Source organism: Pseudomonas iridis (assembly GCF_017980685.1).
GTDB classification, from domain to species: domain Bacteria; phylum Pseudomonadota; class Gammaproteobacteria; order Pseudomonadales; family Pseudomonadaceae; genus Aquipseudomonas; species Aquipseudomonas iridis.
On sequence record NZ_JACXXO010000002.1, the window covers coordinates 24,911 to 48,943 of the forward strand.

19 protein-coding genes are annotated in these 24,033 nt (G+C 61.0%); 9 read left to right on the forward strand and 10 right to left on the reverse strand.

The features are described from left to right. Positions 1-11: 11 nt before the first annotated feature. From pgaB to pgaD, 3 genes are read left to right on the forward strand one after another with little or no spacing between them, the layout of a single operon-like run. Positions 12-2,009 (forward strand): poly-beta-1,6-N-acetyl-D-glucosamine N-deacetylase PgaB, encoded by a 1,998-nt coding sequence (gene pgaB, locus IEQ42_RS05015; RefSeq protein WP_210702763.1) that lies wholly within the window; start codon positions 12-14, stop codon positions 2,007-2,009. 1 nt (position 2,010) lies between these two features. Then, the gene (pgaC, locus tag IEQ42_RS05020) at positions 2,011-3,366 is read left to right on the forward strand and encodes a poly-beta-1,6-N-acetyl-D-glucosamine synthase (RefSeq protein WP_150596746.1); all 1,356 of its coding nucleotides are present in this window, start codon (positions 2,011-2,013) and stop codon (positions 3,364-3,366) included. Beyond that, on the forward strand, positions 3,363-3,890 hold the full coding sequence (pgaD, locus tag IEQ42_RS05025; RefSeq protein WP_210702764.1) for a poly-beta-1,6-N-acetyl-D-glucosamine biosynthesis protein PgaD: 528 nt from the start codon (positions 3,363-3,365) through the stop codon (positions 3,888-3,890). The genes pgaC and pgaD overlap by 4 nt, the downstream gene beginning before the upstream one ends. A 31-nt stretch (positions 3,891-3,921) precedes the next feature. Here pgaD and IEQ42_RS05030 read toward each other — a convergent pair whose 3' ends face one another. Then, complete coding sequence (locus IEQ42_RS05030; protein ID WP_210702765.1) at positions 3,922-5,445, reverse strand: FAD-dependent oxidoreductase; 1,524 nt, start codon at positions 5,443-5,445, stop codon at positions 3,922-3,924. A gap of 139 nt (positions 5,446-5,584) precedes the next feature. On the opposite strand from IEQ42_RS05030, the gene IEQ42_RS05035 reads away from it, so the two are divergent. Both IEQ42_RS05035 and IEQ42_RS05040 read left to right on the forward strand, forming a co-directional pair. Further along, positions 5,585-6,145 carry a YbhB/YbcL family Raf kinase inhibitor-like protein gene (locus IEQ42_RS05035; RefSeq protein ID WP_210702766.1) on the forward strand — a complete coding sequence of 187 codons (561 nt, stop codon included), beginning with the start codon at positions 5,585-5,587 and terminating at the stop codon, positions 6,143-6,145. A 351-nt stretch (positions 6,146-6,496) separates the two neighbouring features. Continuing rightward, on the forward strand, positions 6,497-7,918 hold the full coding sequence (locus tag IEQ42_RS05040; protein WP_210702767.1) for an aminotransferase-like domain-containing protein: 1,422 nt from the start codon (positions 6,497-6,499) through the stop codon (positions 7,916-7,918). Here the strand turns inward: IEQ42_RS05040 and panB are convergent. The 9 genes from panB to IEQ42_RS05085 form a co-directional block, all read right to left on the reverse strand. Continuing rightward, positions 7,903-8,721, reverse strand: coding sequence for a 3-methyl-2-oxobutanoate hydroxymethyltransferase (panB, locus tag IEQ42_RS05045; protein ID WP_210702768.1), 819 nt, complete (start codon positions 8,719-8,721; stop codon positions 7,903-7,905). The two genes, IEQ42_RS05040 and panB, sit on opposite strands and share 16 nt — an antisense overlap. Positions 8,722-8,764: 43 nt before the next feature. Continuing rightward, on the reverse strand, positions 8,765-10,018 hold the full coding sequence (locus tag IEQ42_RS05050) for an ATP-grasp domain-containing protein (RefSeq protein ID WP_210702769.1): 1,254 nt from the start codon (positions 10,016-10,018) through the stop codon (positions 8,765-8,767). Next, complete coding sequence (locus IEQ42_RS05055) at positions 9,999-11,258, reverse strand: methylaspartate mutase (protein WP_210702770.1); 1,260 nt, start codon at positions 11,256-11,258, stop codon at positions 9,999-10,001. Before IEQ42_RS05055 ends, IEQ42_RS05050 begins: the two co-directional genes overlap by 20 nt. A gap of 3 nt (positions 11,259-11,261) precedes the next feature. Beyond that, on the reverse strand, positions 11,262-12,758 hold the full coding sequence (locus IEQ42_RS05060) for a hypothetical protein (protein ID WP_210702771.1): 1,497 nt from the start codon (positions 12,756-12,758) through the stop codon (positions 11,262-11,264). Further along, positions 12,755-13,993, reverse strand: a complete 1,239-nt coding sequence (locus tag IEQ42_RS05065) for an ATP-grasp domain-containing protein (RefSeq protein WP_210702772.1) — start codon at positions 13,991-13,993, stop codon at positions 12,755-12,757. Before IEQ42_RS05065 ends, IEQ42_RS05060 begins: the two co-directional genes overlap by 4 nt. 44 nt (positions 13,994-14,037) lie before the next feature. After that, positions 14,038-14,493: a cobalamin B12-binding domain-containing protein gene (locus IEQ42_RS05070; RefSeq protein ID WP_210702773.1), complete on the reverse strand. Its 456-nt coding sequence runs from the start codon at positions 14,491-14,493 to the stop codon at positions 14,038-14,040. Then, on the reverse strand, positions 14,490-15,731 hold the full coding sequence (locus IEQ42_RS05075; protein WP_210702774.1) for an MFS transporter: 1,242 nt from the start codon (positions 15,729-15,731) through the stop codon (positions 14,490-14,492). Before IEQ42_RS05075 ends, IEQ42_RS05070 begins: the two co-directional genes overlap by 4 nt. Beyond that, entirely contained in the window at positions 15,724-16,794 is a 1,071-nt protein-coding gene (locus tag IEQ42_RS05080; RefSeq protein WP_047299258.1) for an LLM class flavin-dependent oxidoreductase, read from the reverse strand. The genes IEQ42_RS05075 and IEQ42_RS05080 overlap by 8 nt, the downstream gene beginning before the upstream one ends. A 65-nt stretch (positions 16,795-16,859) precedes the next feature. Beyond that, positions 16,860-17,789 (reverse strand): asparagine synthetase A, encoded by a 930-nt coding sequence (locus tag IEQ42_RS05085; protein WP_210702775.1) that lies wholly within the window; start codon positions 17,787-17,789, stop codon positions 16,860-16,862. Positions 17,790-18,026: 237 nt separating this feature from the next. On the opposite strand from IEQ42_RS05085, the gene IEQ42_RS05090 reads away from it, so the two are divergent. The 4 genes from IEQ42_RS05090 (at position 18,027) to IEQ42_RS05105 (ending at position 24,022) form a co-directional block, all read left to right on the forward strand. Continuing rightward, entirely contained in the window at positions 18,027-19,340 is a 1,314-nt protein-coding gene (locus IEQ42_RS05090; RefSeq protein WP_210702776.1) for an MFS transporter, read from the forward strand. 51 nt (positions 19,341-19,391) lie between these two features. Beyond that, positions 19,392-20,786: an amidase gene (locus IEQ42_RS05095; RefSeq protein ID WP_210702777.1), complete on the forward strand. Its 1,395-nt coding sequence runs from the start codon at positions 19,392-19,394 to the stop codon at positions 20,784-20,786. Between the two features lie 74 nt (positions 20,787-20,860). Beyond that, positions 20,861-22,219, forward strand: a complete 1,359-nt coding sequence (locus tag IEQ42_RS05100) for an OprD family outer membrane porin (RefSeq protein ID WP_210702778.1) — start codon at positions 20,861-20,863, stop codon at positions 22,217-22,219. A 129-nt stretch (positions 22,220-22,348) separates the two neighbouring features. Continuing rightward, entirely contained in the window at positions 22,349-24,022 is a 1,674-nt protein-coding gene (locus IEQ42_RS05105) for a vWA domain-containing protein (protein ID WP_210702779.1), read from the forward strand. Positions 24,023-24,033 lie beyond the last annotated feature (11 nt).

The following is a 24,033-nucleotide window of genomic DNA, read 5'->3' on the forward strand; positions in this document are numbered from 1 at the left end:
AGAGTTTGAAGATGCCTTTTATTTCGCGTTTCATCCTTCTGCTGGGAGCGCTGCTGGTCAGCGCTTGCGCCCAGCAAGCCCCGGCCTTCACGCCGCCGTCCGAGCGCCCGGTGGCGGCCAGTGAAAAACCGTGGCCGAAGAATCACGTGCTCGGCATTGCTTATCACGATGTCGAAGATCTTGATCCCGATCAGGCCGTGGTGGCGGTGCGCACCGAGCGCATGATCGAACAGCTCGCATGGCTGCGGGAGAACAACTACAAACCGGTCACGGTCGACCAGATCATGGCCGCCCGCAAGGGCGGGCCGGAGTTGCCGCCGAAGGCGATCCTGCTCAGTTTCGACGATGGTTATTCAAGCTTCTACACCCGCGTGCTGCCAGTGTTGCGCGCCTATAACTGGCACGCGTTGCTGGCGCCGGTCGGCACCTGGATCGACACGCCGCTCAACCAGCCAGTGGATTTTGCCGGTACGCCGCGAGCGCGCTCCGACTTCCTGACCTGGGAGCAGGTACGCGAGATTTCCCGGTCCGGGCTGGTGGAAATCGCCGCCCACACCGATGCCAACCACAAGGGCATTCTCGCCAACCCGCAAGGCAACCTGCAGCCTGCTGCCGCGACCCGACGCTACGATCCGCTGACCAAACGCTATGAATCCGAGGCCGATTTCCAGGCGCGGATTCGCACCGACGTCAGCAACATCTCGGAAAAAATCCGCAAGGCCACCGGTTACAAACCGCGTGTGTGGGTCTGGCCATATGGCGCGGCGGACGGCACTTCGCTGACCGTGGTGGGCGAGGAAGGCTATGAAATGGCCCTGACCCTCGACGACGGTCTCGACGCCCTCGACAACCTGATGAGCAGCCCGCGCTTCCTCGTCGCCTCCGATCCTGACGGCACGCATTTCGCCAACAGCATTGTCTCGGCGCAGTCGGATTTCGCCATGCGCGTGGTGCACGTGGATCTGGACAACGTCTACGACCCGGATCCGGTGCAGCAGGACATCAACCTCGGCAAACTGGTGCAGCGCATGGCCGACATGGGCGCCAACACCGTATTCCTGCAAGCCTTCGCCGATCCGCAGGGCGACGGTCTGGTGCACTCGCTGTACTTCCCCAACCGCCACTTGCCGGTGCGTGCGGATATTTTCGACCGTGTGGCCTGGCAACTGCGCACCCGTGCTCACGTGAAAGTCTTCGCCTGGATGCCGGTGCTGAGTTTTGCTCTCGATTCGAAATTGCCGCGTGTGATGAGCTGGAACCCGGAAACCGGTACCACCTCGGTCGCTCCTGATCAGTACAAACGCCTGTCGCCGTTCGATCCGGAAGTACGGCGGATCATCGGTGAAATCTACGAAGACGTGGCGCGCCTGACCTCGGTCGACGGCATCCTTTACCACGACGATGCCGTGTTCTCGGACTTCGAAGACGCCGGCCCGCAAGCATTGAAGGTATACGCCGCAAACGGCTTGCCGGGTTCGATCGCGGCACTGCGTGATGACCCGGCGGCGATGCAGCGCTGGACGCGCTTCAAGAGTCGTTACCTGATCGATTTCACCAACGAGCTCACCGCCAGAGTCCGCGCTATCCGAGGGCCGCAAGTGCAGACCGCGCGCAACATCTTCGCCGAGCCAATGCTCAATCCACACAGTGAAGAATGGTACGCACAGAACCTCGATGACTTCCTCGCGACCTACGACTGGACGGCGCCGATGGCCATGCCGCTGATGGAAAAACAGACTCAGGAACAGTCTGGCCCATGGCTGGAAAAGCTGGTGCAAACCGTCAGCAAACGCCCCGGCGCGCTGAGCCGCACGGTATTCGAATTGCAGGCCCGCGACTGGACGAAAAAGGATCATGCCGACATCGATGGCGCGCATCTGGCGGACTGGATGGGCCGCCTCAAGCGTCAGGGCGCGACCAGTTTTGGCTACTACCCGGACAACTTCCTCGACAACCTGCCGGACCTGAAAACCGTAAGGCCTGCACTCTCCAACAAATGGAACCCATGACATGCTGGATAGACTGTTAGCCCTGCTTGTTCTGGCGCTCGTCCTCGGCGTACCGCTGGGACTGATCTTCCTGGTCACCGGGCAGTTCCTGATGGACTTCGTGTTTTTCTACCCGTTGTTCATGTCTGGCTTGTGGATTGCCGGTGGCCTGTATTTCTGGCTGCACTGGGAGCGGCACTGGCCGTGGAAGGACGACACGCTGCCGCCGTCACTGGAAGGCGAGCCGCTGATCTCGATCCTGATCCCTTGCTACAACGAAGGCGACAACGCCGCCGACACCATCCATGCGGCGTTGGCCCAGCATTACCCGAACATCGAAGTCATTGCGATCAACGACGGCTCCAAGGACAACACCGCCGAAGTGCTCGACCGGCTGGCCAAGGAAGACCCACGGCTGCGGGTCCTGCACCTGGCGGAAAACCAGGGCAAGGCTGTGGCCCTGCGCATGGGCGCGATTGCCGCGCGCAGTGAATATCTGGTGTGCATCGACGGCGATGCGCTGCTGGCGCCGAACACAGCGGCCTATCTGGTGGCGCCGATGCTCGACAACGCACGCCTTGGCGCCGTGACCGGCAACCCACGGATCCGTACGCGTTCGACGCTGGTCGGGCGGGTGCAGGTCGGCGAGTTCTCATCGATCATCGGACTGATCAAACGCACTCAGCGCGTGTTCGGGCGGATCTTCACCGTGTCCGGCGTCATCGTCGCGTTCCGCCGCACGGCGCTTAACCGGGTGGGCTACTGGAGCCCGGACATGATCACCGAAGACATCGACATCAGCTGGAAACTGCAACTCGATCACTGGAGCATCTTCTACGAGCCCCGCGCCCTGTGCTGGATTCTGATGCCGGAAACCCTCGGTGGCCTGTGGAAGCAGCGGTTGCGCTGGGCACAGGGCGGCGCCGAAGTACTGTTCAAGAACATTCGCGGCATCTGGCAATACCGCCATCGGTACCTATGGCCGCTGTTGTTCGAATACTGCCTGTCGACCGGTTGGGCGTTCACCTTCCTGCTGTCGGTGATTTTCTGGGGCGTCGGCAAATTTGTGGTCATGCCCGAAGCCATTGCGGTGGACCACCTGATGCCGCCGGCATTTACCGGGTTGCTGCTGGCGTTTGTGTGTCTGGTGCAGTTTGCGGTCAGCATCGTCATCGACCGCCGCTATGAACCGGGGCTGGGCCGTACCATGTTCTGGGTGATCTGGTACCCGTTGGTGTTCTGGTTGATCAGTCTGCTGACCACGCTGGTCAGTTTCCCCAAGGTGCTGTTCGGCCAGCATCAAAAACGTGCGCGTTGGGTCAGTCCCGATCGGGGCATCAAGCCGATCGGCGACGACGAAGAGGAAGTCATCAAATGAAAATCATCCGGACTCGCCAGCGGCCAATCCTGGTCGTGATCGACGTTATCCTCACGGTGGTGGCCTGGGTCGGTCTGCTGCTTTTGCTGATGCGCGGGCTATGGCCGCTGATAGAAACCCACGCCGGTGCGCCGCGCATCGACAGCTCGGCGTTCGATGCGCTGGGCACGTTGCAGATTTACCTGTGGATCGCTGTGGTCAACGCCGTGATCCTGATTGCATGGGCGCGTTATCAACAGCGCAAAAGCAGAAGCTTCGCTCAGCGACGTTTGCCATCACCGGTGATCGACGATGCAGGGTTGAGCAAGAGTTTCAAACTCTGCGATGACCGTCTGCAGAAACTGCGCACGCCCGGGGTGATGACCATCCACAACGATCAGGAAGGTGACATCAGTCATGTGGTGACGCATTTCTGGCCAGTGACACCAGCGCAGTTGCCATCGCCACTGGCACCGCTGGAGCATCCGCGGGTGATCTTCCTGCATGCCGAAGACGACGATAATCGTGAGCCGCTGACCCGCTGAATAAATTGAAGCTCCTACACGGGAATGGTGTTTACTCGCGGATCAACTGCCACGCCTCTTCAATGGATAGCGGCTGCTTCATGCGCTCGGCCAGCGTCGCCATCGCCCGTTCTTTTTCGCAGGCCACTGCCGCGACAACGATACCGTTTTTGCCGAACAGGCCGATGAAGGGCGGCTGCTCGGGTTCACCCATGAATTCGACCTCATCCCATTGCTCGGCATGGCCGAGATATTCGTAGTTCTTGCCGAAGTGCCACGTCCAGAAAAACGGCACATCCAGGTAGTGCTCATTGCCACCGAGCATGTTGGCGGCGGCGATTCGTGCGTGTTGTTGGGCCAGGCGCCAGTGTTCGATGCGCTGTGGCTGGCCGCTCAGCGGAAACGTGGCGATATCGCCAATCGCCCATAGACCTTCAGTCACCCGCATACCGTCGTCGACACGCAGTGATTGATCCTTTTCCCTGGGCAATGACGCGAAAGCTTCTGTAGCCGGATGCACACCGACGCCGGCCACCACCAGATCCGCCGAAAGCCGCAAACCATTGTCGAGCAACACCGCCTCGACTTTACCGCTGCCGGTGATCTCCTGCGCCTCATGCTCGGTGACGAACTTCACGCCGTTTTCTTCGTGCAAGGCGCGGATGGCTTTTCCCACAGCGTCGCCGAACTGAGCGGCAAAAGGGACCGCGTGGCGAGCGAGGACCGTGACGTCGAGGCCGTGCTGGCGCAGGGCCGAGGCACATTCGAGGGCAATGAAACTGTCACCGATGATCACTGCGCGCTGATCGGGTGCGGCGGCGTTCATGATCTGTTCGGCCTGGGCTTTTGAGCGCAGGAGGAACACCTGCGGCAGATCCGCGCCGGGCAACTCCAGTGGATTGGGTTCGCCACCGGTCGCCAGCACGGCCGCATCGTAATTCACGGTCTGGCCATCGCGCAGGTGAAGGTTTTTTGCTGCGGCGTCGAGCGAACCGATTTCGCCTTGAATGCGCTCGATGCGCTGCTCTTTATAAAAATCTTCATCGCGCAACGGTGGGGTTTCTTCCGGCGACATTTCCCCGGCGAGGACAAATTTGCTCAGCACCGTGCGGTCGTAACCGGCGTCAGGTTCGCGGTCGATCATTTTGATGCGCCCGCCAAAACCCTTTTCCCGCAGCGCCGCCGCGCACGCAGTACCTGCCGCACCGGCACCGACAATCACGAACGTGCGTGTATCGTCAGCCGGCGGGATGTGCGGATCGGCGATCGGCTGGTCATCCACCCAAACCTCTTCGCCGCGCAACTCCAGCGGGTAACGCTTGAGGCTGTCGAGAGCGGGCGGTTCACACAACGCACCGTCTTCAGCGCGAAAGGCTGCCTTGTGCCACGGGCAGATCAGCCGTCCATGACACAACGCGCCGTCAGCCAAAGGCGCGCCGGCATGCGGGCATTCACCCTGAAACGCTCGTAATTCGCCGGCGGCACGCAGCAACACAATCTTGCAGTCGCCGATTTTCACTTCCAGACCACGATCTTCAGGAACATCGGCGAAACGGGCGACACGGTGCAGAGACATGTTCGGCTTCCTCGCGGGCATTTCTCTTTCGAGTTTGCAGCGCAGTGCGAGGTTCAGCCATTTGCTACTGCCAAGGCACGAACGGTACAGCTATAGTTTGCAAGCCGACGACGGCCCAACTGCACAAGGTGCTCCCGGAATGACCCGATTGACCTCTCTCAACCCTTGGCTGGCGGCCATCGCCGTCGCCCTTTGCGTGCAGGTTCCGGCGCAGGCCCAGGAGCGCTTCACCCTCAGCTTCCCGGGTGTGTCCGATAACCGTCTGTTCACTTCGGCTGCGGCCAGCGATGCGGCCGGTTGCGGCGGCAAGAACCATTCACCCGCGCTGAGCTGGAACGCCGGCCCTGCCGGGACCCTGAGCTACGCGATTGTCATGCACGACCCGGACGGCCAGAAAGGTCTGGGCGTCGATCACTGGATTCACTACGGCATCAAATCCACCACGCGACAGATTCCGGCGGGTGTCGGCGCCAAGTCCAGCCTTGAAGGCGTCGGCGGCACCAACAGCAAGGGCAACACCCATTACATGGGGCCGTGCCCACCGGTGGGCGACAGCGCGCATCACTACATCATCCAGCTCTACGCCCTGGATCTGGCCCCGGACGCCTTGCCTGCCGGTTTGACCCGAGCCGAACTGATGGAAAAAATCAAAGGCCATGTGCTGCGCAACAGCAGTGCGGTGCGGCGTTATCACCGCTGAATGCGACTCTTGAGCCGCGCGTTCCGTCCGGGATGCGCGGTTACCCTTGGCATCGGCCGATGAAAGCGAGCACTATCGGCGCTGTTCCTGACGGTCGACGCCGGGCAGGGCGCTTACCCTATGGATGACACGCGTGATTCATCCAGCGGGAAACTTGCGGAACAACCCGCAGGTCCCAGATAACGACTTCACCCCTTCGCAACGTCCATTGCTGATGATGTTTTAAAACTGCGGGCATCCGTTCGATGCCCGAGCGTTGGCATGGATGGCCGAGTGCAAGTGTTTCCCCGTGGTTCCGACCGCGCGTGGCAAGCGCAGTACCTAACGCACCAGGATTTAAAGCGATTGAGCATGAACCCAAATAAAGATTCGACATTTGCCTATCAGGCCGTTTACCGCTATCTCGTCGAACTGATCGAAGCCGCGAGCCCTGAGGGAGAACAGAAGCTGCCGTCGTTGCGACAATTGGCGCAGCGCTTGAATGTCTCAGTGTCCACGACCAAATACGCCTATTCCCTGCTGGAAGACCAAGGGCGTATCTACGCTCGGCCGAAGCTTGGCTACTACACCCGCGCCATGCCATCGGCGCTGCTCAACGAAGGTTCGCCGAACCTGCTCGACAACGTGTTCTCCAACGCTCGGCAACCGGGAATGCTGGCGCTGAGCAGTGATGCCCCGGCCATGCTGCTGTCGCTGGAAAACCCGTTGTTGATGACCGAACGCGAACTGACGCGCCAGTACCCACGCTCGCATGCGCCGCTGTATCAACCGTTCGGCGAAACCGAATTGCGCTGTGTTCTGGCCGATCGGTACACCCGTTCGACGCGTTGCTACTGGCGTGCCGAACACGTTTACATCGGTTCCGATCTGCGCAGCGTGCTTGATTTGTCCCTTGAAGCGTTGAAGTTGACCGGCACTGTGGCGCTGGTGGAATCGCCGTGTTCGTGGGCGATTTTGCGGCAACTGCACGCGGCGAAAATCCGCGTCATCGAGGTGCCGCTGGGTGACGATGGCCGCTTTGACTTGCTCAAAGTCCAGGCGTTATTGCAGCGAGAACCCATCGCTCTGGCGGTGTTGTCCTCCACCGTGAATATTCCCCACGGCAGTCTGATGCCTGCCGAGGACAAGCAAGTGATCTGCCGCTGGCTGGCGGAGCGGCGGATCTGGTTGTTCGAAAATGACTGCTATGGCGAATTCAGCTTCGTCCCTGCAGCCGCGCGCTACCGTGACTTTGCCGACCCGGAACGGCTGCTGGTGTTTTCCACGTTCGACAAGATCATCGGTTCGGAGGCGCCGTATGGCTTTGTGCTCAGCCGCTTTCAAGGGCCCGAGCTGCATCGGCTGTTTCTGGAGCGTGCCTTTCGTTTGTCGCCGATTCGGCAAAAAGCGATTGCCAAGCTCTACACCACACGGCGCATCGACCAACACACGCAGATGTTGCGCAGCATGCTGATCGACCGCATGCAGCGCATGAAAGCCATGCTGCACGAACACACGGAGGGTCAGTTACGCATTGTCGCCCCGCAGGGCGGCGCGGCGTTCTGGATCGAGGCCACGCGCCCGGTGAACATGCGCCGGGTATTCGAGCGCTTGTTGGCCAAACGCATCGTGATTGCTCCCGGCGAAATCTTCAGCCAGCAGGGGGCGTGGCAGCATCATTTGCGCCTGAGCTACACCATCGACTGGAGCAAGGACATCACCCACGCGCTGAAAATGCTGACTCAGGCCATTCAGGATGAAGGGTCGATGGCTGGCGCTCAGTTGATGCCATAGCAATGCCGGAGTTCGGGGAATGTGCCGGCGCGGACTTCGTCGGCGAACGCCTCGCACGCCTCGCGGATCTGCGCGCCAACATCGGTGTATTGCTTGACGAAGCGCGGTACGTGATCACCACCCAGCCCTAGCATGTCCTCGGTCACCAGCACCTGACCGTCGCACGCCGGTGAAGCACCGATGCCGATGGTCGGCACGGGTGAAAAATCGCTGATCCGGCGCGCCACGCCTTCGGCCACGCCTTCGAGCAACAGACCGAACGCTCCGGCCGCAATATGGGCGCGCGCATCGGCTTCGAGGTTCATGGCGCCTCCTTCATTCATGCCCTGGGCCTTGAAGCCACCCATGGTGTTGACGTACTGCGGCATCAGGCCGACATGCGCCATCACCGGGATGCCGCGTTTGACCAGAAACTCCACGGTTTCAGCGAACACCGCGCCGCCTTCGAGCTTGACCGCATCGCAACCGGTGCGTGCCATCACCTGCGCGCAGTTGCGGTAGGCCTGCTGCGGCGATTCCTGATAACTGCCAAACGGCATGTCGGCGATCACGCAGGCCAGCCGGGTACTGCTGACCACAGCGCGAGTGAAAACGATGGTTTCCTCCAGGCTCATGTCGAGCGTTGAGCTGCGGCCAAGTCCGACCATGTTGGTCGAATCACCCACCAGGATGAAGTCGACAACGGGGTCCATCAGTCTGGCCATCCAGCTCGTATAGGCAGTCAGGGAGACAATTTTCTGTTGCCCCTTCATCGCGACCAATTGAGGAACGGTAAGTCGTTTGGTTCGGGTATGCAGGCTCATGGCTCTCTTCCTTGTTAAGCCCCGTGGTCGGGGGCGTCAGTGATTACAACCAATCCCTTTCCCATCCACGCCATGCGTCGTAATCAGCGTCGATGCGTTCGCTCTGTGGGTGCAGCAGAAACACTGCAGCCGGTGAGCTGTTCAGGTCTACGGTGGGGGCAATCCTTGCCCCTTCGGCGAAGCGGAACCTGGCGTTGTGAAAACTCGGCAGGGCTTCCAGGCGTTGGCGCACATGCTCTTGCGCAAACAGCCCGTGGCGGTGGGCGATCAGGTTCATCCCCCGCGCGTGTTGCAACAGCTGATAACGTTTTGGCCACTGCGCCAGACGTGCCGGGTCCAGATAACTGAGGCAGGTCAGGGCCACCTGATCGTTGCCGGTGGCCGCGTGCAGGGCGGGCGGACAGGCCAGTCCGGACAGGCGTGCACCGGTTTCCAGCAGGCGCGGGCCATTGCCGGTCAGGATCAACTCGGTGTGCGCCGGGCCATGCACGATCCCCAACGCGTCGAGCACGCCTTGCACATACTCAATCAGTTGCGGCAGCTCGCGGGCGTCCGCCGGCAGCAGATCCTCGCGGTCGTAGATCTTGCGGCCGTCGGCGGCGAAGGTCTTCGAGCATTTCCAAACGTCGGTGATCCAGTGCTCGCCTGCGTGGCTGACGGTGTTGATCACGTACTCGGCGCCTGTCAGGTATTCCTGCAGCAGTACCGCTTTATTGTTGAGCATCATCAGATTGGTGGCGCCGAGGATCGACTCAATGGCTGCTTCCAGCTGCAGCGCATCGTGGCAGATGAACACGTTGTCCGAGCCGGCACTGTCCAGCGGTTTGGCCACTACCGTTTCGCCGCCGCGCGCCTTGAACCAGACCAGCGCCCGCTCCAGCGAACTGGTGCGCAACTGTGCCGCCACCGGCAACCCGGCCTCGGCCACGCGTTCAGCCATCAACGACTTGTCGCGACGCGCGGCGGAGGTCCCCGGATTATTGCCGGGCAGGCCCAGGCGTGCGGCCAGCAAGTCCGCCAGTTCTACGCCGAATTCGCTGCCAGTCAGCACGGCGGCCGGGTGATAGGCGGCGAGTTTCAGCAACAATGCTTCAAGGCCTTCTTCGGCGACGCTGAAGTCCTCGATGAACAATTCTTTCGGGCAGCTCGCGGCAAATGCGGCCGGCATGTTCGCGCGTGAACGCACATGGAGCAGGGGCCGCTGTCCGGCCAGTGAGCGGGCCAGCAGGGCACCGGTCGAATAAGCGTCGACCAGAATCAACGGCGCGGCGCTGGAATCAATGCAAGGGTTGGTCATAACGGTTCACCGTGTAATGCAACATCTGAAACAGCTCGGACGAGCTGATGCCGGGGCCGTCCACTGACCAGCCACTGCTGCGAGGCAACGGCAAACTGCCGGTGTTGCCCCAGCGCAGCGCGCCCTGATCGTCGATACGGGTGGTGGCGCGCCCCGGGTTGTCCGGGTGGAGGCAGTAGGGAATGTCGAGCAAGCCGCGCGCGAAGGCCTGCACCAGTGCCACGCCGATGTCGGCGTGCAGATTGAGTACGGTCTCCACCAGCCGCTGTGCTTCGAACAGCGTTTGCTGGTAATAGCCGGCGCTGCCCGCGTCAATCGTCGGAAGGTCGCCGGCGGCGACTTCGGCGGCCATGCGCAAGGCATCAAGGTTGTCCTCGACCGAGGGAATCTGCCGCGATTCGGCGATGGTCTTGACGATCAACCGCTCGCAACCTGCAGCCTTGGTCAGTCGCGCACTGTCGCAAATCAAACGCCGCGCACCGTGGCTGGAGGTCGGGAACACGCCCATGTACGAATACACCACGACATGCCAATGATCGCCGTCGAGATACTGGGCGGCCAATTCGCGCAATGCCTGCAACGCGCCGAAATCCTGTTCCATCGACGTGCCTTGGGCGTAGCTCAACGAGACGCCGCGCACCCCGTGCTGACGGAAAAACAGGGCTTCCAGCAAGGTCATGGAGATCAGCAGCGAGGGCGGGCACAACTGCCCCAACAGACAGCCGCCGAAACTCTCGATATGCGCATGCTCGGTCGCGCCCGCCAGCACCTGACAGCTCTGCGCCCAGGCACTGACCGCCTCGGCCAACGGCAGACGGCTGTAGGGCATGCAGTACGACACCGGGCCGCCCTCCGTGGCGTCCAGACCCAATGCTGCCAAGCGCTGAAAAACGTTCTGCGGTTTGGCCGTGCCGTGGCGGATCTGAATCGGGAACTCCGCGCTGTACAGTCCGGCGAGCATGCCGCGCACCGCTTCGATTGGATGGCTGATGATCGGAAACCCGTTCATCGGCGCCGAACTGTTCAGGCACTGCAACGCACTCTGGTAATCGCCGACCCGGGTATAGCTGTCGAGCGTGATGGTGCCGATGGCCGCGCAGGGCAGGGCGGCGACGCTCGCCAGCCCCGCGCGCATCTGGCTGAGTGCGCCAAAACCCATGCGCGGTTGCACCACCAGCTCATCGCGTGCGCGGGCGCGCTCGATGAACTGTTGAAAATGGCCGCCGTTGAACGCCGTCATGCTTTAGCGTCCCGAGACCAGTTCAACCACGGTTTCACCGGTCGCCGGGTCGTAGCGACTGATACGCCCCTTGTGCGGATCACCGGCGCGCACCCGCGCGATCAGCGTGACGTCGCTGTCGAAATCGATGCGTTGATGCGCATACAGACTGCGCAACGCCGGCAGCGGCAGGCCGCTGACCTCGCTCAGCCACTGAGCGAGGGCCGGATCGTCATGCTCGCCAGCGAGCACCCGGTGCAGGTTTTCCAGATCGGCCAGACGCTGCGGATGGCATAGCCCGACGAAGCTGGAGAACTCGCGGCCACGATCAACGAACGGTGCAAACTGCATACACACCAATTGCATTTCATTGAGACCGAACGCCTGCTCGGCGAAGCGTTCGGCGAGCGTGCGGCGAGCCTGCATGCCCTGCGCATCGACATAGGCCGACATGGCCAGATCGATCAGGCGTTGGGGCATTTCTTTCTTGCGCATGAGCGCCTGCGCCAGCTCCAGGTATTCGGCAATCCCCTGGTTGTAGCTGCGACCTTGCACGTACTCGGCCTTGAGCCCGCGAAAGTGCGCCATCAACATCGGGTTGGCGCAATCGGATTCGGTGAAACTGAATGCCAGTTCTTCGAAGCGTAAATCGAGGAATTCGGTGATCAGTTCCCAATGATCCTCGACCTTGTAGCTGACCAGATCGTAAATGCTGATGAACGCTGGATCTGCGTTGTCGTCACCGCAGGCGACGCGTCGTTCCTCGCGTTGCTGATCGAAGCCTTCGCCGAACAGTTCGATGAAATAGCTCTGGGCCACGCCATCCAGCGCTTGCAGCAACCCGCGAAAGCCCTGCCTGCGGCATTCTTCGACATCCAGCCCGAGACGCTGCGCCAGACGCATGATCCAGGTGAAATAGTGCTTCTGCTCTTTGCGCGAATCACCGGTGACCACTGCATCGACGCCGCCCTGCCACCACGCGGCGCGACCATAGAAATCCGCCACGGCGAGGTTGCAGCTGTTGCAGAAGGTCGGGCGACCGTCGCCAGCGGTGCGGTGGCCGTTCATCAATACGTCGAAACGGTTCATCGCCTGTACATCGTCGGGGAACGGCAGATGCCGTTCGAACGGGCGAATCTGGCGGTGATCGACCACCAGCATTTCTACCCGCGGATCATCGAACAGGTGCAGCGCGCGGTAGACCCGATCAATGTTGGCCATCACCGCATCCGGTACGCCGGCATGGCGCATGTTGGCGATGCGCAACTGAAAGGTGCGGCCATGTAGGATCGACAGCTGCAACTGGGTGGCGCGCAGCATGGCTACGGTGTACGAGCTGTCTTTGCCGCCGCCGTAAGCGACCATCAATTTGTAGCCGGTCAGCCCGTCGAGACCGCCCGCAGCGTCAATCAGACGCTCGCCGAGGACAGCCACGGCGCGACGTTCGTCGGCGCGCAAATAGTGGTTGAGCTGACCCAGCAGGGGTTCGTCTTTCAAGGTTTGGGAAGTGGTGGAGTTCATACCGGTTCAGCCCGAAATTGGAATGCCTGAGTGGTGTGGCGGATATCGTTTTCAGTGGCCACTTCGCTGCCGCCGACAAAAATGAAGCGTCCGCTGTGCAGGGCGTCGTAGCTGCCGCCGGCCTCGAGAATCTGCCCCGGCTCGGGCAGCAACTCGCGCCACAGATTGGGCACGGTTTCGCGCAACGAATCGGCTTGCACTACCCGGCACGGCAGGGCAGCGGGTTTCGGGATCACCAGCCAGCCGCCGCTCGGGTCGTGGCTGACGGCGGGCACCGGCACTTGATCGCCGGCGAGGCGGCGCAGCCAATGCTCGTAGAGATTGACCCCGAACACTTTGTTGATCAGGTGCGGGACTTCGCTGCCGCCGACCCGCGCACCGATTTCGAGGAACACCAGCGAGTCGTCCGGTTCGACGAAAATTTCCAGGTGGAACGCCGTGCAGCGCAGATCGAGGGCACGCATGATCTGTTGGCTGAAAGCCTCGATTCGCGCACGCAGGGCCGATGCCTGGACGATCACCGAACCCAGCGGCTGCGCCTTGGCAAAATCCAGGCAACTGTTGATATAACGCGACACCACCTGAAACGGCACGCTGCCGTCGACATCGACGAAGCCGTCGATGTGGTAGGTCTGGCCGTGCATGAAGCCTTCGATCTCATAGCGCGACAGGTCGATGCTATTGAGCAGCGTGCGCAGGGCGGTCTCGTTTTCGACCTTTTCCACGCCCATGCTCGCGGCACCGTCCACCGGTTTTACAATCAGCGGGAAACCGATTTCCCGGGCAAAATCCACGGCCTGTTGCACCGACTCGCAACGCGCAAACGGTGGCACCGGCAGGCCTTGGTTTTGCAGGATTTCCTTCATGCGTGCCTTGTCGCGATAAACCGCCACTTCGTCCGGGCCGTGACCGGGAATGTTCAGGGTCTGGCGCACGCGCGCTGCGATTTCCAGGGTGAACTCGGAGAGGGCAATCAATTGATCGACGGGGCCGACGCGTTCGATGACTTCCTGCACCGCGCCGAGCAGTTGCTCGTATTGGTTGACGTCGGCGACCTGTACCTGATGAGCGATATGCCGCGCCGGGGCGAGTACGCCGTCGGCGCCGAGTGCATCGACCACGTAGCTGATCCGGTGTTGTTGATGGTCGAAGAAATCTTCGTAGCGAGTCAGTTCGTTGTCCCAGCGGCGCCCATCACGAAAGCGCGGCCAGCGGTTGACGATAACGATGTGCATCGTGGTAATCCTTTGAATGGGCAAAGTCAGCCGTGGTCGGGGGTTCAGCCCCAGGACGCCACGCTGTTGGCGAGTACGGAGTCGGCCTCGGGCTGTGCGTGCAGCGAGCCCAGATAGCGGCTGAAGGTGTCGATAGCGTCGGGGCCAACGAACACCTGGTTGTAACCGGCATCGATCAAGGATTGCCGGACTGCCAGGGTTTCATCTTCCGAAGTGGTCAGCTTGCCGCCGATCACGCAGGGCAGGTGCGGGTGTAGCCGGCGCACCTGGCGAATCAGCTCAAGGCCTTGCGAGTAGCCGTGGCCATTGACGCTGCTGACCACCAGCAACTGCGTGCGGCGCTGCTGCAATGCACTGAGCACCGTGCCCACCGGCGTGCAGCTGCCGAGGTTCTTCACGTTCAAACCGTGCTCGCCCAGCCACAGTTGCAGGTAAACCAGATTCCACATGTGCGAGTCGGACTCGACGGTGGCGAGCAGGCAGTGCGGCAGAGTTTTCATTGGGATGCCTCCATGGCGAGCGATGGACCTTCGAGGGCGAGGCGAAACCGCCGGGTGGTCAAAATAAACAGCAGAGTGCCGGGCACGGTCAGCACGAGTGCCAGCACCAGAATCAGCACCTGCACGCCGTAGACGTGGCCGACGCTGGCGGTGAGCAAACCACCCAGCGGATAAGAGAGCAGGTTGACCAGATAAAACGGCCCCATGACTTTGCCCAGATGAGCGCTCTCGATCGCCTTGATCCGCTGCGTACGGTTGAACACGTTGAACAGCGCGCATCCGGCCATTGCCAGCAGGAAACTCAGGGCATACAGCAACACACTGCTGGCCACACCCATGCAGATCAGGCCCAGACACAGCAAGGCAAAACCCAGTGCACCGAGTCGATAAATCGACATGCGCGCCAACAGTCGCGGCACCAGAATGAAGTTCAACAGCCCCAGCGCGCCGGCCCCTGCATTCATCAGACCAAACACGCCGTCGGCGGCGCTGAACACGCCGCTGATGACGAACGCGTTGGCGCTGAGCACGGCAGCGAATGCCAGATTGATGCTGAAATTCAGCCCGGCCAGCGACAGCACTGGCGGGTTGCCAAGCAACAGGCGCCAGCCGAGCGCGAGATCCTTGAACACGCTGGTCGGGCGACTGACGGAGCGCGCCGTCGGCAAGCCTCTCCAGAACAGCGCCGCAGCAAACAGTGCGACTGCCGCCAGCCCCAGCAGCCAGCGCTTGTCGGCATACATCGCCAACCCGGCGGCGAGTGCCGGGCCCAGCGCCATTGCCAGCAGCTCCATGTTTTGCACCAGCGACTGACAGTGGGCGAGGCGTTCAGGGCCGGCGATCAGCGGCACGCTTTTTTCAACCGCCATGCGCACCGGCGCCATCAGCACCGACAATACGATGCCGTTGCCGATCAACGCCCAGATCATCCATTGCGGCTGATACCAGCAGATTCCCAGCGTGACAGCGAGACTCAGTCCCCGCGCAGTATTGGCGCCGCGAAACAGCAGGCGCCCGCCAAACCGGTCAGCCAGCAAACCGGCGAACGGATAGGCAATCAGTGCCGGCAGCCACTCCAGTGCAAACGCCACACCGGAATAGCGCACGTTGCCGGTGAGCTGGAAAATCATCAACGGCACGGCAAACAGCACGGTCTGCTCCGCCAGCAAGGCACACAGTAACCCGGCACCGAACCAGCGAATCGCGCCATTGCGTGCAGCGCTGCTGATGTCATGCATGCTCGCGGTCCCAGACGGTTTCCAGCTCGCGCAGATAAGGCAGCACGTATTTGCAGAAACGGCGCATTTCGTCGCGGGTTGGCCAGCCAGAGAAAATGAACTCGCTGACGCCGACTTTCTTGTATTCGAACAAGTATTCGGCGACTTCCTGATAGCTGCCGACCACGCACAATGCCGGACCGCCACGATAGGCCACGGCACCCGACCAGAGCATCGGCGACAGCCAGTCGTGTTCAGCTTTGTCGGCAAGGCGGAACGAGGTTTTCACCGCTTCCGAATCGCAGCGCCCGACGAACTCACGCACCCATTCGCGATGCTGTTCGTCCGGGTTTTCCATCATGCTCTCGACCGCGGCCAGCGCTTCGGCGCGGGTTTCGCGGGCGAGTACGTGCATGCGAATTCCCACCGAGCAACCGGACTGCAAAACCGTGCGGGCGGCCTCGGCAATTCCTTGCGGCGTATCGCCGTAACGCAGCCAGCAGTCGCTGTGCTGGATGGCGATCTGCTGGGCAACGTCCGAGGCGCCGCTGAGATAAATGCGCGGACGCTCGGCGTCCTTGAACGGCAACCCGAGCTGGGCTTTTTCGATGCGGTAGTGCTTGCCGTGGTAGGTCAGCGGTGATTCGCCGCTCCAGAACCGATTGAGGATGTCGAGGAATTCGCCGGTGCGCTCATAGCGTCCGTCGTGCGCCACGAAGTCGCCGTAATAGGCTTGTTCGTCCGGGGAAATGCCGGCGACCAGGTTCAGCGAGATACGCTTGTCCGACATCCACGACACGGTGTTGACGATCTGTGTGAACAGGGTCGGCGGCACCAGCCCCGGACGGTAAGCCAGAATGAATTTGACGCGATCGGTCTCACGCACCAACGCGCCAATCATCGGCAGCGGATCGGGCATGTGGTAGCTGATGCCCATCAACAGCGAGTCGATACCCAGCTCATCGGCTTCCTTCGCGAAATCGACGATCCCGGCGAAGTCGAGGGCGCCGGTGTCGTATTTTTCCGAGGCTTTTTGCTGACCGCTATCGAGCGGCGAGCACCAGTGAATACGCAGTGCAGACATTGTGTTTCTCCATGGCCAAGCCTGCCGCCGCGAGAGCGGAGCAGGCCTTGCGAGTCAGGTCCGGATCAGAACAGGAAGCTGGTACCGACCGTGCGGTCGAACAGCGCCACATCGCGGATGCGTCGCTTGCCACAGATGAACTTGAGCAGACGCTCGATGCCCAGACCGCCACCGGCGCTCGGGTGCAGCAAGCCGCGCCGGGCGACTTCGAGGTAGTTGGCGAACGGCTGCAGGTCCATCGACAGCTCGTTCATGCGGTAGACGATCTGCTCGTACTCGAACTCACGCTCCGCGCCGGACAGGGCTTCGCCATAGCCATCGGGATAGATCAGGTCGTAGTTGTTGTAAGTGCCGCGCTTGCCCGGTGTTTCGCGATCGTAGAACTCGCGACGGTAGTTGGTGACGAAAAACGGCGTGTGCGCTTTGGCCGACATGATCTTCTCGAAGTCGTCGCCATGCTCGGCGCGCAACTCGTCGGAGCTGTAGATCGGGAACGCTGTGGCGAAGTGCGGCAGTTGCCGGCCGAGCTGGGACAGTTCGGCAGCGCAGTGCTGATTGACCTCGCTGAACACATGCTTGATCAGGCCTTCGATGAGGGCCATGACCTGATGCATGTCACCGTTGCGGATCTCGAAATCGAACTGCGAGAACTCCAGCAAGTGGTTGTCGGAATCCTTGATCTCGGGTTTTTCCAGACGGATGTTCGGCGCGACAATAAAGATCTTGTCGTGGCCCTTGGCGGTCAGCGCCAACTGCTTGTGGAAGATCATGCTGGCGGTCAGTTTCAGGCGCCGTTCTTCATATTGCAGTTCAGCGGGATACACCGCGTGATTCAACGGATCAGTGATTGGCGACATCAGGATCGGCATCAACTGTTTGAAGTCGCGTTCGAGCAAAAACTGTTGCAATGCCTGTAGGACACGTCCCCGGACGATGGCAATGGATTCTATGTCTGGATTAGCAAAATCGGCGAAGTTACTTGTAATTTCTTCCATGATGGGCCAGATATTCAGGGAGTTAGGGAGGCCTGATTATTGTTTAATCGGAAGAAAACTCAATGTACAGATTTCGGCTAAAAAGCAGCACAGAGCCTCGGTTTTGTTGTTCGCATGGCCTTTTGCGTGGACGATATCGCGCTGTTGAAATTGATCAATTGGCGCACCTGGGGGCAGTTCGTTCGGGCCCCTGTTGGCAGGCGTCGTTCTCTATAGCTGTCAATTCAGAGTTTGCCCATGACTGCCCTGACCGGTTCGCGATCCCATCGGTTTTCCAGGTCTGACTACAAGACCTTGGGCCTTGCCGCCCTCGGTGGCGCACTGGAAATCTACGACTTCATCATCTTCGTGTTTTTCGCACTGACCCTCAGTCAGCTGTTCTTTCCGCCAGAGATGCCGGAGTGGCTGAGATTGCTGCAGAGCTTCGGCATTTTTGTCACTGGCTATCTGGCACGACCGCTCGGCGGAATTCTGATGGCGCACTTCGCCGATCAGCTGGGGCGCAAGCGCGTGTTCAGCCTGAGCATTTTGATGATGGCGCTGCCCTGCCTGCTGATCGGCATCATGCCGACCTACGCTCAGATTGGTTACTTCGCACCGTTGCTGCTGTTGCTGCTGCGTGTGTTGCAAGGCGCCGCAGTCGGTGGGGAAGTGCCCAGTGCCTGGGTGTTCGTCGCCGAGCACGCACCGGCGGGTCATCGCGGTTATGCGCTGGGTTTCCTGCAAGCCGGACTGACCTTTGGCTATTTGCTCGGGGCGCTGACCGCGACCCTGCTGGCGCAAGTATTCACCCCTGCCGAAATTCTTGATTACGCGTGGCGCTTTCCGTTTCTGCTCGGCGGATTGTTCGGCGTGATCGGTGTCTGGCTGCGTCGCTGGCTGAGCGAGACGCCGGTGTTCATGGCTTTGCAGGCGCGCCGTGAGGCTGACGCCGAACTGCCGTTGCGCACCGTGATGCGCGAGCATCGGCACATGTTGTTGCCGGCGATGATTCTGACCTGCGTGCTGACTTCGGCAGTGGTGGTGCTGGTGGTGATCACCCCGACGGTCATGCAAAAAAGCTTCGGCATGAGCCCCAGCCATACATTCGCCCTGAGCAGCCTCGGTATTGTCTTCCTGAATATCGGTTGTGTGATTGCCGGGTTGATCGTCGACCGGCTCGGCGCCTGGCGCACCGTCATGTTGTACAGCGTGCTGCTGCCGGTTGGCGTAGCCCTGCTTTATGGCTGCCTGATCAGTGGTGGTTCTTGGCTGGGGCTGGCGTATGCACTGGCGGGATTGAGCTGTGGTGTGGTCGGCGCGGTGCCGTCGGTGATGGTTAGCCTGTTCCCCGCACACATCCGCGTCTCGGGCATTTCGTTTACTTACAACATTGCCTATGCACTGTGGGCGAGCACCACGCCGTTGTTGTTGATCGGTCTGATGCCGTGGAGCCCGTGGGTGTGCGTTGCGTACAGCCTGGTGATGGGCGCGGTGGGCGTTGCCTGCGCTGCGTATTTCGGTGGGCGCAATACGGTTCAAACCAGCCATGCGCTGGTTGCCGAGCGCTAGGGAAGACAATTTGCAGCATGCGCACTATGGGTTTGCACGGACGGCTATTCGATGACCGATTTACATGACTTGTCGGCGGCACAGCTGCTGGCCTTGTTTGCCAGTGCTGAGTTGTCGCCGCTGGAATACTACGATCACCTTCTGGCGCACATCGAGCACTGGGAACCGAGCATCAATGCGCTGTACGCGTTCGATCCGCAGCGCGTACTCGATCAGGCGCGCGCGTCGACTGAACGCTGGAGCCGTGGAACCCCGCGCGGCATGCTCGACGGCATCCCGGTGACACTCAAGGAATTGATCGCCACTGAGGGCGATTGCATCCCCCAAGGTTCGCGCGCCACGACGTTGATCGCGGCGACTGCCGACGCGCCGCCGGCCGCGCGTTTGCGTGAAGCCGGGGCGATCATTCTGGGCAAGACCACGGTGCCGGATTTCGGCATGCTGTCGTCGGGGCTGTCGAGTTTCCATGGCATCACGCGCAACCCGTGGGACACCACGCAAAACCCCGGCGGCTCGAGTTCCGGCGCGGCGGCTGCGGCGGCGGCTGGTTATGGTCCGCTGCATGTCGGCACCGACATCGGCGGCTCGGTACGCCTGCCGGCAGGCTGGTGTGGATTGGTGGGGTTCAAGCCAACGCTTGGACGGATCCCGATTGATCCCTATTACACCGGCCGTTGCGCGGGACCGATGACCCGCACCGTGGATGATTGCGCGCTGATGATGCGTTATCTGGCACTACCGGATGCACGCGACGCTACCAGCCTGCCGGCGCACGCGCTGGACTGGAACCTGCAGGCACCGTCGATGCAGGGTCTGCGCATCGGGCTGATGCTCGACCCCGGCTGCGGCTTCCAGCCTGAACATGAAGTGTGTGAAGCGGTGCGAGATGCCGCGCGAATGTTCGAGGCCCATGGCGCGCAGGTGGACTTGATCGGGTCGCTGATGGATCGACAGTTGCTCGACGGCCTCGATGATTTCTGGCGCGCCCGCCAGTTGTCGCAACTGCAAAGCTTGAGCACGGCGCAACGCGACGACGTCTTGCCCTACATTCAGGACTGGGCGGCACCGGCGGCCGGGATGAGCGCGGTGCAAGCGGTCGAAGGTTTCAATCAGACCTTTGAAATCCGTCGTCGCTGCGCGCAATTGTTCGGCAACTTCGACTTGCTGTTGTCGCCGACCAATCAGGTCAGCAGCTTTCCCGCTGAATGGCCCTCGCCCGGCAATGACCCGCGCCAGCCTTTCGAACACATCGTGTTCACGCTGCCGTGGAATATGGGCGAGCAACCGGCCTTGTCGATCAACTGCGGGTTTACATCCGGGGGTATGCCGATCGGCCTGCAAATGGTTGCACCACGGTTTGCCGATCAATGGTTGTTGCAGTGCGCCAAGGCTTACGAAGGCTGGCGCGGCCCGATCAAACACTGGCCGTCTGCGCCGCCCCGCTGATCCCGACAGTTGTCGCAGGCCGCTCAAGCGCCAGGCGCGTGGGCGGCGTGCACTCTTTTTACAGGCACTTTTCCATGCAATCACATGTACGTCGGGCGTTGCTGCCGATGCTGCTCATCGCCCAGCCTGCTTATGCCGGTGAACCCGTCGCAGCACAGGATCAAGCGACCGGGCTGATCGATGGCAGCCACCTCAACCTGAATTTGCGCCACTACTATTCCAACCAGCACACCCGGCGCAGTACCCACCTGGTGATCAAAAAAGCAGGCGTCGCACAGCCCACGCGCCAGCGCGACACCTGGGTGCAGACCGCGATGCTCAATTACATCTCTGGCTACACCGAAGGTTGGGTGGGCTTCGGTGTCGACGCCTCGCTGTTCAGCGCAGTGACCCTTGAGCGTGGTCACGGTGCGGTGGCCAATGGGGGTGACCGGGTGCTGGTCGACAGCGATGGCGACGCGGTCCCGAGCTGGAGTCGTCTGGGTGTCGGCGACGTGAAACTGCGAGTGTCGAGCACCGAACTCAAGGCCGGACGGATGCTCACGGAAAACCCGATCCTGCGCTACAAGGACAACCGTGCCTTGCCGTCGACCTTTCAGGGCATTGGCCTGAACAGCAACGAACTCGACTGGCTGGCGCTGCAAGCGGGCAGCTTCGAGCGCGCCATCCCGCGTACCGGCACCGGCAGCGAACGCCTGACTACCACCTTCGGCAATCGCGCCTACAGCGGTTCACGTATCAGCTATCTCGGCGCGACAGCCAAAGCGCCCTACGGTCTGACATTGAGCGCTTATGGCTCGCGGTTCGAGGACATGTGGCAGCAATACTATCTGGGCGCGACTCACGTGACGGGGGATCGCGCCAATCTCGCGCTGAAAACCAGCCTCAACTACTACCGCACGCGCGATCAGGGTGAACAAAACCTGGGCTTCATCGACAACCACGCCTACAGCCTGGCAATCACCGCCGCCCATGGCGCACACGCTCTGACTACGGCGTGGCAGCAGGTGTTCGGCAACGAATATTTCGACTACGTGTGGGAGTCCACAGGCAACTACATGGCTAACTCGCTGTACTCGGACTACAACGGCCCGAACGAAAAATCCTGGCAGCTGCGCTATGACTTCGACCTCGCCAGCTACGGCGTGCCGGGCCTGACCACCAGCCTGTGGCACGCCAAGGGCTGGGGCATTGATGGCACCCACTACAGCGGCGACCGCGACGGACGCAACACCGGCTACAACGTGCGCGGGCTGGAGGGTGCCAAGCACAACGAAAATGGCTTGATGCTCGCCTACGTGGTGCAGTCTGGCACCCTGAAAAACACGGTGCTGCGCAGCATCGTCTATAACCAACGCGCGAGTGGCGGGCAGATCGACGGCAGTTACGACGAGTTCCGTCTGGTGGCGAATGTACCGATCAGCCTGTTTTAAAGGCGCCGAGAACGCCGCGCAGTCTGCGGCGTCATCCACAGCAGAAATATTTCATCGGCGTTAACCCGCACGCAACGGACGGCCCGTCTCAGTGGATGAATGATCAATTTCATCCCGAGGTCAGCCCCCATGTCTCTTCCTCTTTTACGTCCTGTAGTGGTCGGTATTTTGCTGGCCATCGGCGGTTGTGGCGTTTCTTCCAAACCTGATTCCGCTGCTGCACCGGCTCAGCCTGAAGCCTTGGTGCAACATGAAGCGATCATGGCTGATGGCGCCATGGCCAAGCGCAGCGTTCATCCGGCACCCATTGCCGGTTTTGCTGCAATGCCTGCCGGGGAAAGTTATCCACAAGGCTATCGCGACGAACAGCGTGAGCAATATCAAACGCTGGCCGACAACCCCATCCACAGCGTCGCCGAAACCCCGGTCTCGACCTTCAGCGCGGACGTGGATACCGGCGCCTACGCCAATGTCCGTCGCCTGCTCAATCAGGGACGCCTGCCGCCAGAAGGCGCGGTGCGACTGGAGGAAATGGTCAACTACTTCCCCTACGACTACGCATTGCCCAGTGACGGCTCGCCGTTTGGCGTGACCACCGAGCTTGCAGCATCGCCGTGGAATCCGCACACGCGCTTGCTGCGCATCGGCATCAAGGCGTCCGACCGTGCGGTTGCGCAATTGGCCCCGGCCAATCTGGTGTTTCTGGTCGACGTGTCCGGCTCGATGGATCGCCGCGAAGGGCTGCCGATGGTCAAAAGCACGCTGAAATTGCTGGTTGACCAATTACGCGATCAGGATCGGGTTTCGTTGGTGGTGTATGCCGGTGAATCCAGAGTGGTGCTTGAGCCCACATCCGGACGAGAAAAAGCGAAGATTCGCACAGCCATCGAGCAATTAACTGCGGGCGGCTCCACCGCCGGGGCGTCAGGCATCGAACTGGCCTATCAAATGGCGCAACAGGGGTTCATCGCCAAAGGCATCAACCGCATCCTGCTGGCCACCGACGGCGACTTCAACGTCGGCGTCAGCGACTTCGACAGCCTTAAACAAATGGCTGTGGATAAACGTAAAACCGGAATTTCCCTGACCACCCTGGGTTTTGGTGTGGATAACTACAATGAGCACTTGATGGAACAACTGGCCGATGCCGGCGATGGCAACTACGCCTACATCGACAACCTGCGCGAGGCGCGCAAAGTGCTGGTAGATCAACTCGGCTCGACCCTCACCGTGGTGGCGAAAAACGTCAAATTGCAGGTGGAGTTCAACCCCGCGCAAGTCAGCGAGTATCGCCTGCTCGGCTATGAAAACCGTGCTTTGAAGCGTGAGGATTTCAGTAATGACAAGGTCGATGCTGGCGAGATCGGAGCAGGACACACGGTGACGGCGTTGTATGAAATTGTTCCGGCAGGCGAGAAGGGCTGGCTGGAGCCGCTGCGTTACGGTAAATCGAGTGCGGCTGTTTCCGGGAAGAATGGGGAATTGGCAATGCTGCGTGTGCGATATCAACAGCCTGAAGGTGGGAAAAGTCTGCTGATCGAGCGGCCGATTACCAATCTGGTTGTGCCAGCCAGCGAAAATTTGCGTTTTGCTGCGGCCGTTGCCGCGTTTTCCCAGCAACTCAAGGACGGTCGTTACACCGGCGACTTCAGCCTGAAAGACACCGAAGCGCTGGCCCTTGGTGCGCGAGGCGATGATCGTTTCGGTCTGCGCAACGAGTTTGTGCAACTGGTCGAACTGGCGCAGAGCCTGCGCACTTCAACCGCATCGAATGCGCTGCCCACTGAGCGACGGATTGAATAGTGAGTCGTCTG

Coding starts and splice junctions, on each gene's coding strand:
- IEQ42_RS05080 (WP_047299258.1), bottom strand. CDS start 16,794: ATGTCTGCACTGCGTATTCACTGGTGCTCGCCGCTCGATAGCGGTCAG.
- IEQ42_RS05055 (WP_210702770.1), bottom strand. CDS start 11,258: ATGACGGCGTTCAACGGCGGCCATTTTCAACAGTTCATCGAGCGCGCC.
- IEQ42_RS05050 (WP_210702769.1), bottom strand. CDS start 10,018: ATGACCAACCCTTGCATTGATTCCAGCGCCGCGCCGTTGATTCTGGTC.
- IEQ42_RS05070 (WP_210702773.1), bottom strand. CDS start 14,493: ATGAAAACTCTGCCGCACTGCCTGCTCGCCACCGTCGAGTCCGACTCG.
- IEQ42_RS05105 (WP_210702779.1), top strand. CDS start 22,349: ATGTCTCTTCCTCTTTTACGTCCTGTAGTGGTCGGTATTTTGCTGGCC.
- IEQ42_RS05035 (WP_210702766.1), top strand. CDS start 5,585: ATGACCCGATTGACCTCTCTCAACCCTTGGCTGGCGGCCATCGCCGTC.
- IEQ42_RS05065 (WP_210702772.1), bottom strand. CDS start 13,993: ATGCACATCGTTATCGTCAACCGCTGGCCGCGCTTTCGTGATGGGCGC.
- IEQ42_RS05060 (WP_210702771.1), bottom strand. CDS start 12,758: ATGAACTCCACCACTTCCCAAACCTTGAAAGACGAACCCCTGCTGGGT.
- IEQ42_RS05030 (WP_210702765.1), bottom strand. CDS start 5,445: ATGTCTCTGCACCGTGTCGCCCGTTTCGCCGATGTTCCTGAAGATCGT.
- IEQ42_RS05095 (WP_210702777.1), top strand. CDS start 19,392: ATGACCGATTTACATGACTTGTCGGCGGCACAGCTGCTGGCCTTGTTT.
- IEQ42_RS05100 (WP_210702778.1), top strand. CDS start 20,861: ATGCAATCACATGTACGTCGGGCGTTGCTGCCGATGCTGCTCATCGCC.
- IEQ42_RS05075 (WP_210702774.1), bottom strand. CDS start 15,731: ATGCATGACATCAGCAGCGCTGCACGCAATGGCGCGATTCGCTGGTTC.
- IEQ42_RS05090 (WP_210702776.1), top strand. CDS start 18,027: ATGACTGCCCTGACCGGTTCGCGATCCCATCGGTTTTCCAGGTCTGAC.
- IEQ42_RS05085 (WP_210702775.1), bottom strand. CDS start 17,789: ATGGAAGAAATTACAAGTAACTTCGCCGATTTTGCTAATCCAGACATA.
- pgaC (WP_150596746.1), top strand. CDS start 2,011: ATGCTGGATAGACTGTTAGCCCTGCTTGTTCTGGCGCTCGTCCTCGGC.
- pgaB (WP_210702763.1), top strand. CDS start 12: ATGCCTTTTATTTCGCGTTTCATCCTTCTGCTGGGAGCGCTGCTGGTC.
- IEQ42_RS05040 (WP_210702767.1), top strand. CDS start 6,497: ATGAACCCAAATAAAGATTCGACATTTGCCTATCAGGCCGTTTACCGC.
- panB (WP_210702768.1), bottom strand. CDS start 8,721: ATGAGCCTGCATACCCGAACCAAACGACTTACCGTTCCTCAATTGGTC.
- pgaD (WP_210702764.1), top strand. CDS start 3,363: ATGAAAATCATCCGGACTCGCCAGCGGCCAATCCTGGTCGTGATCGAC.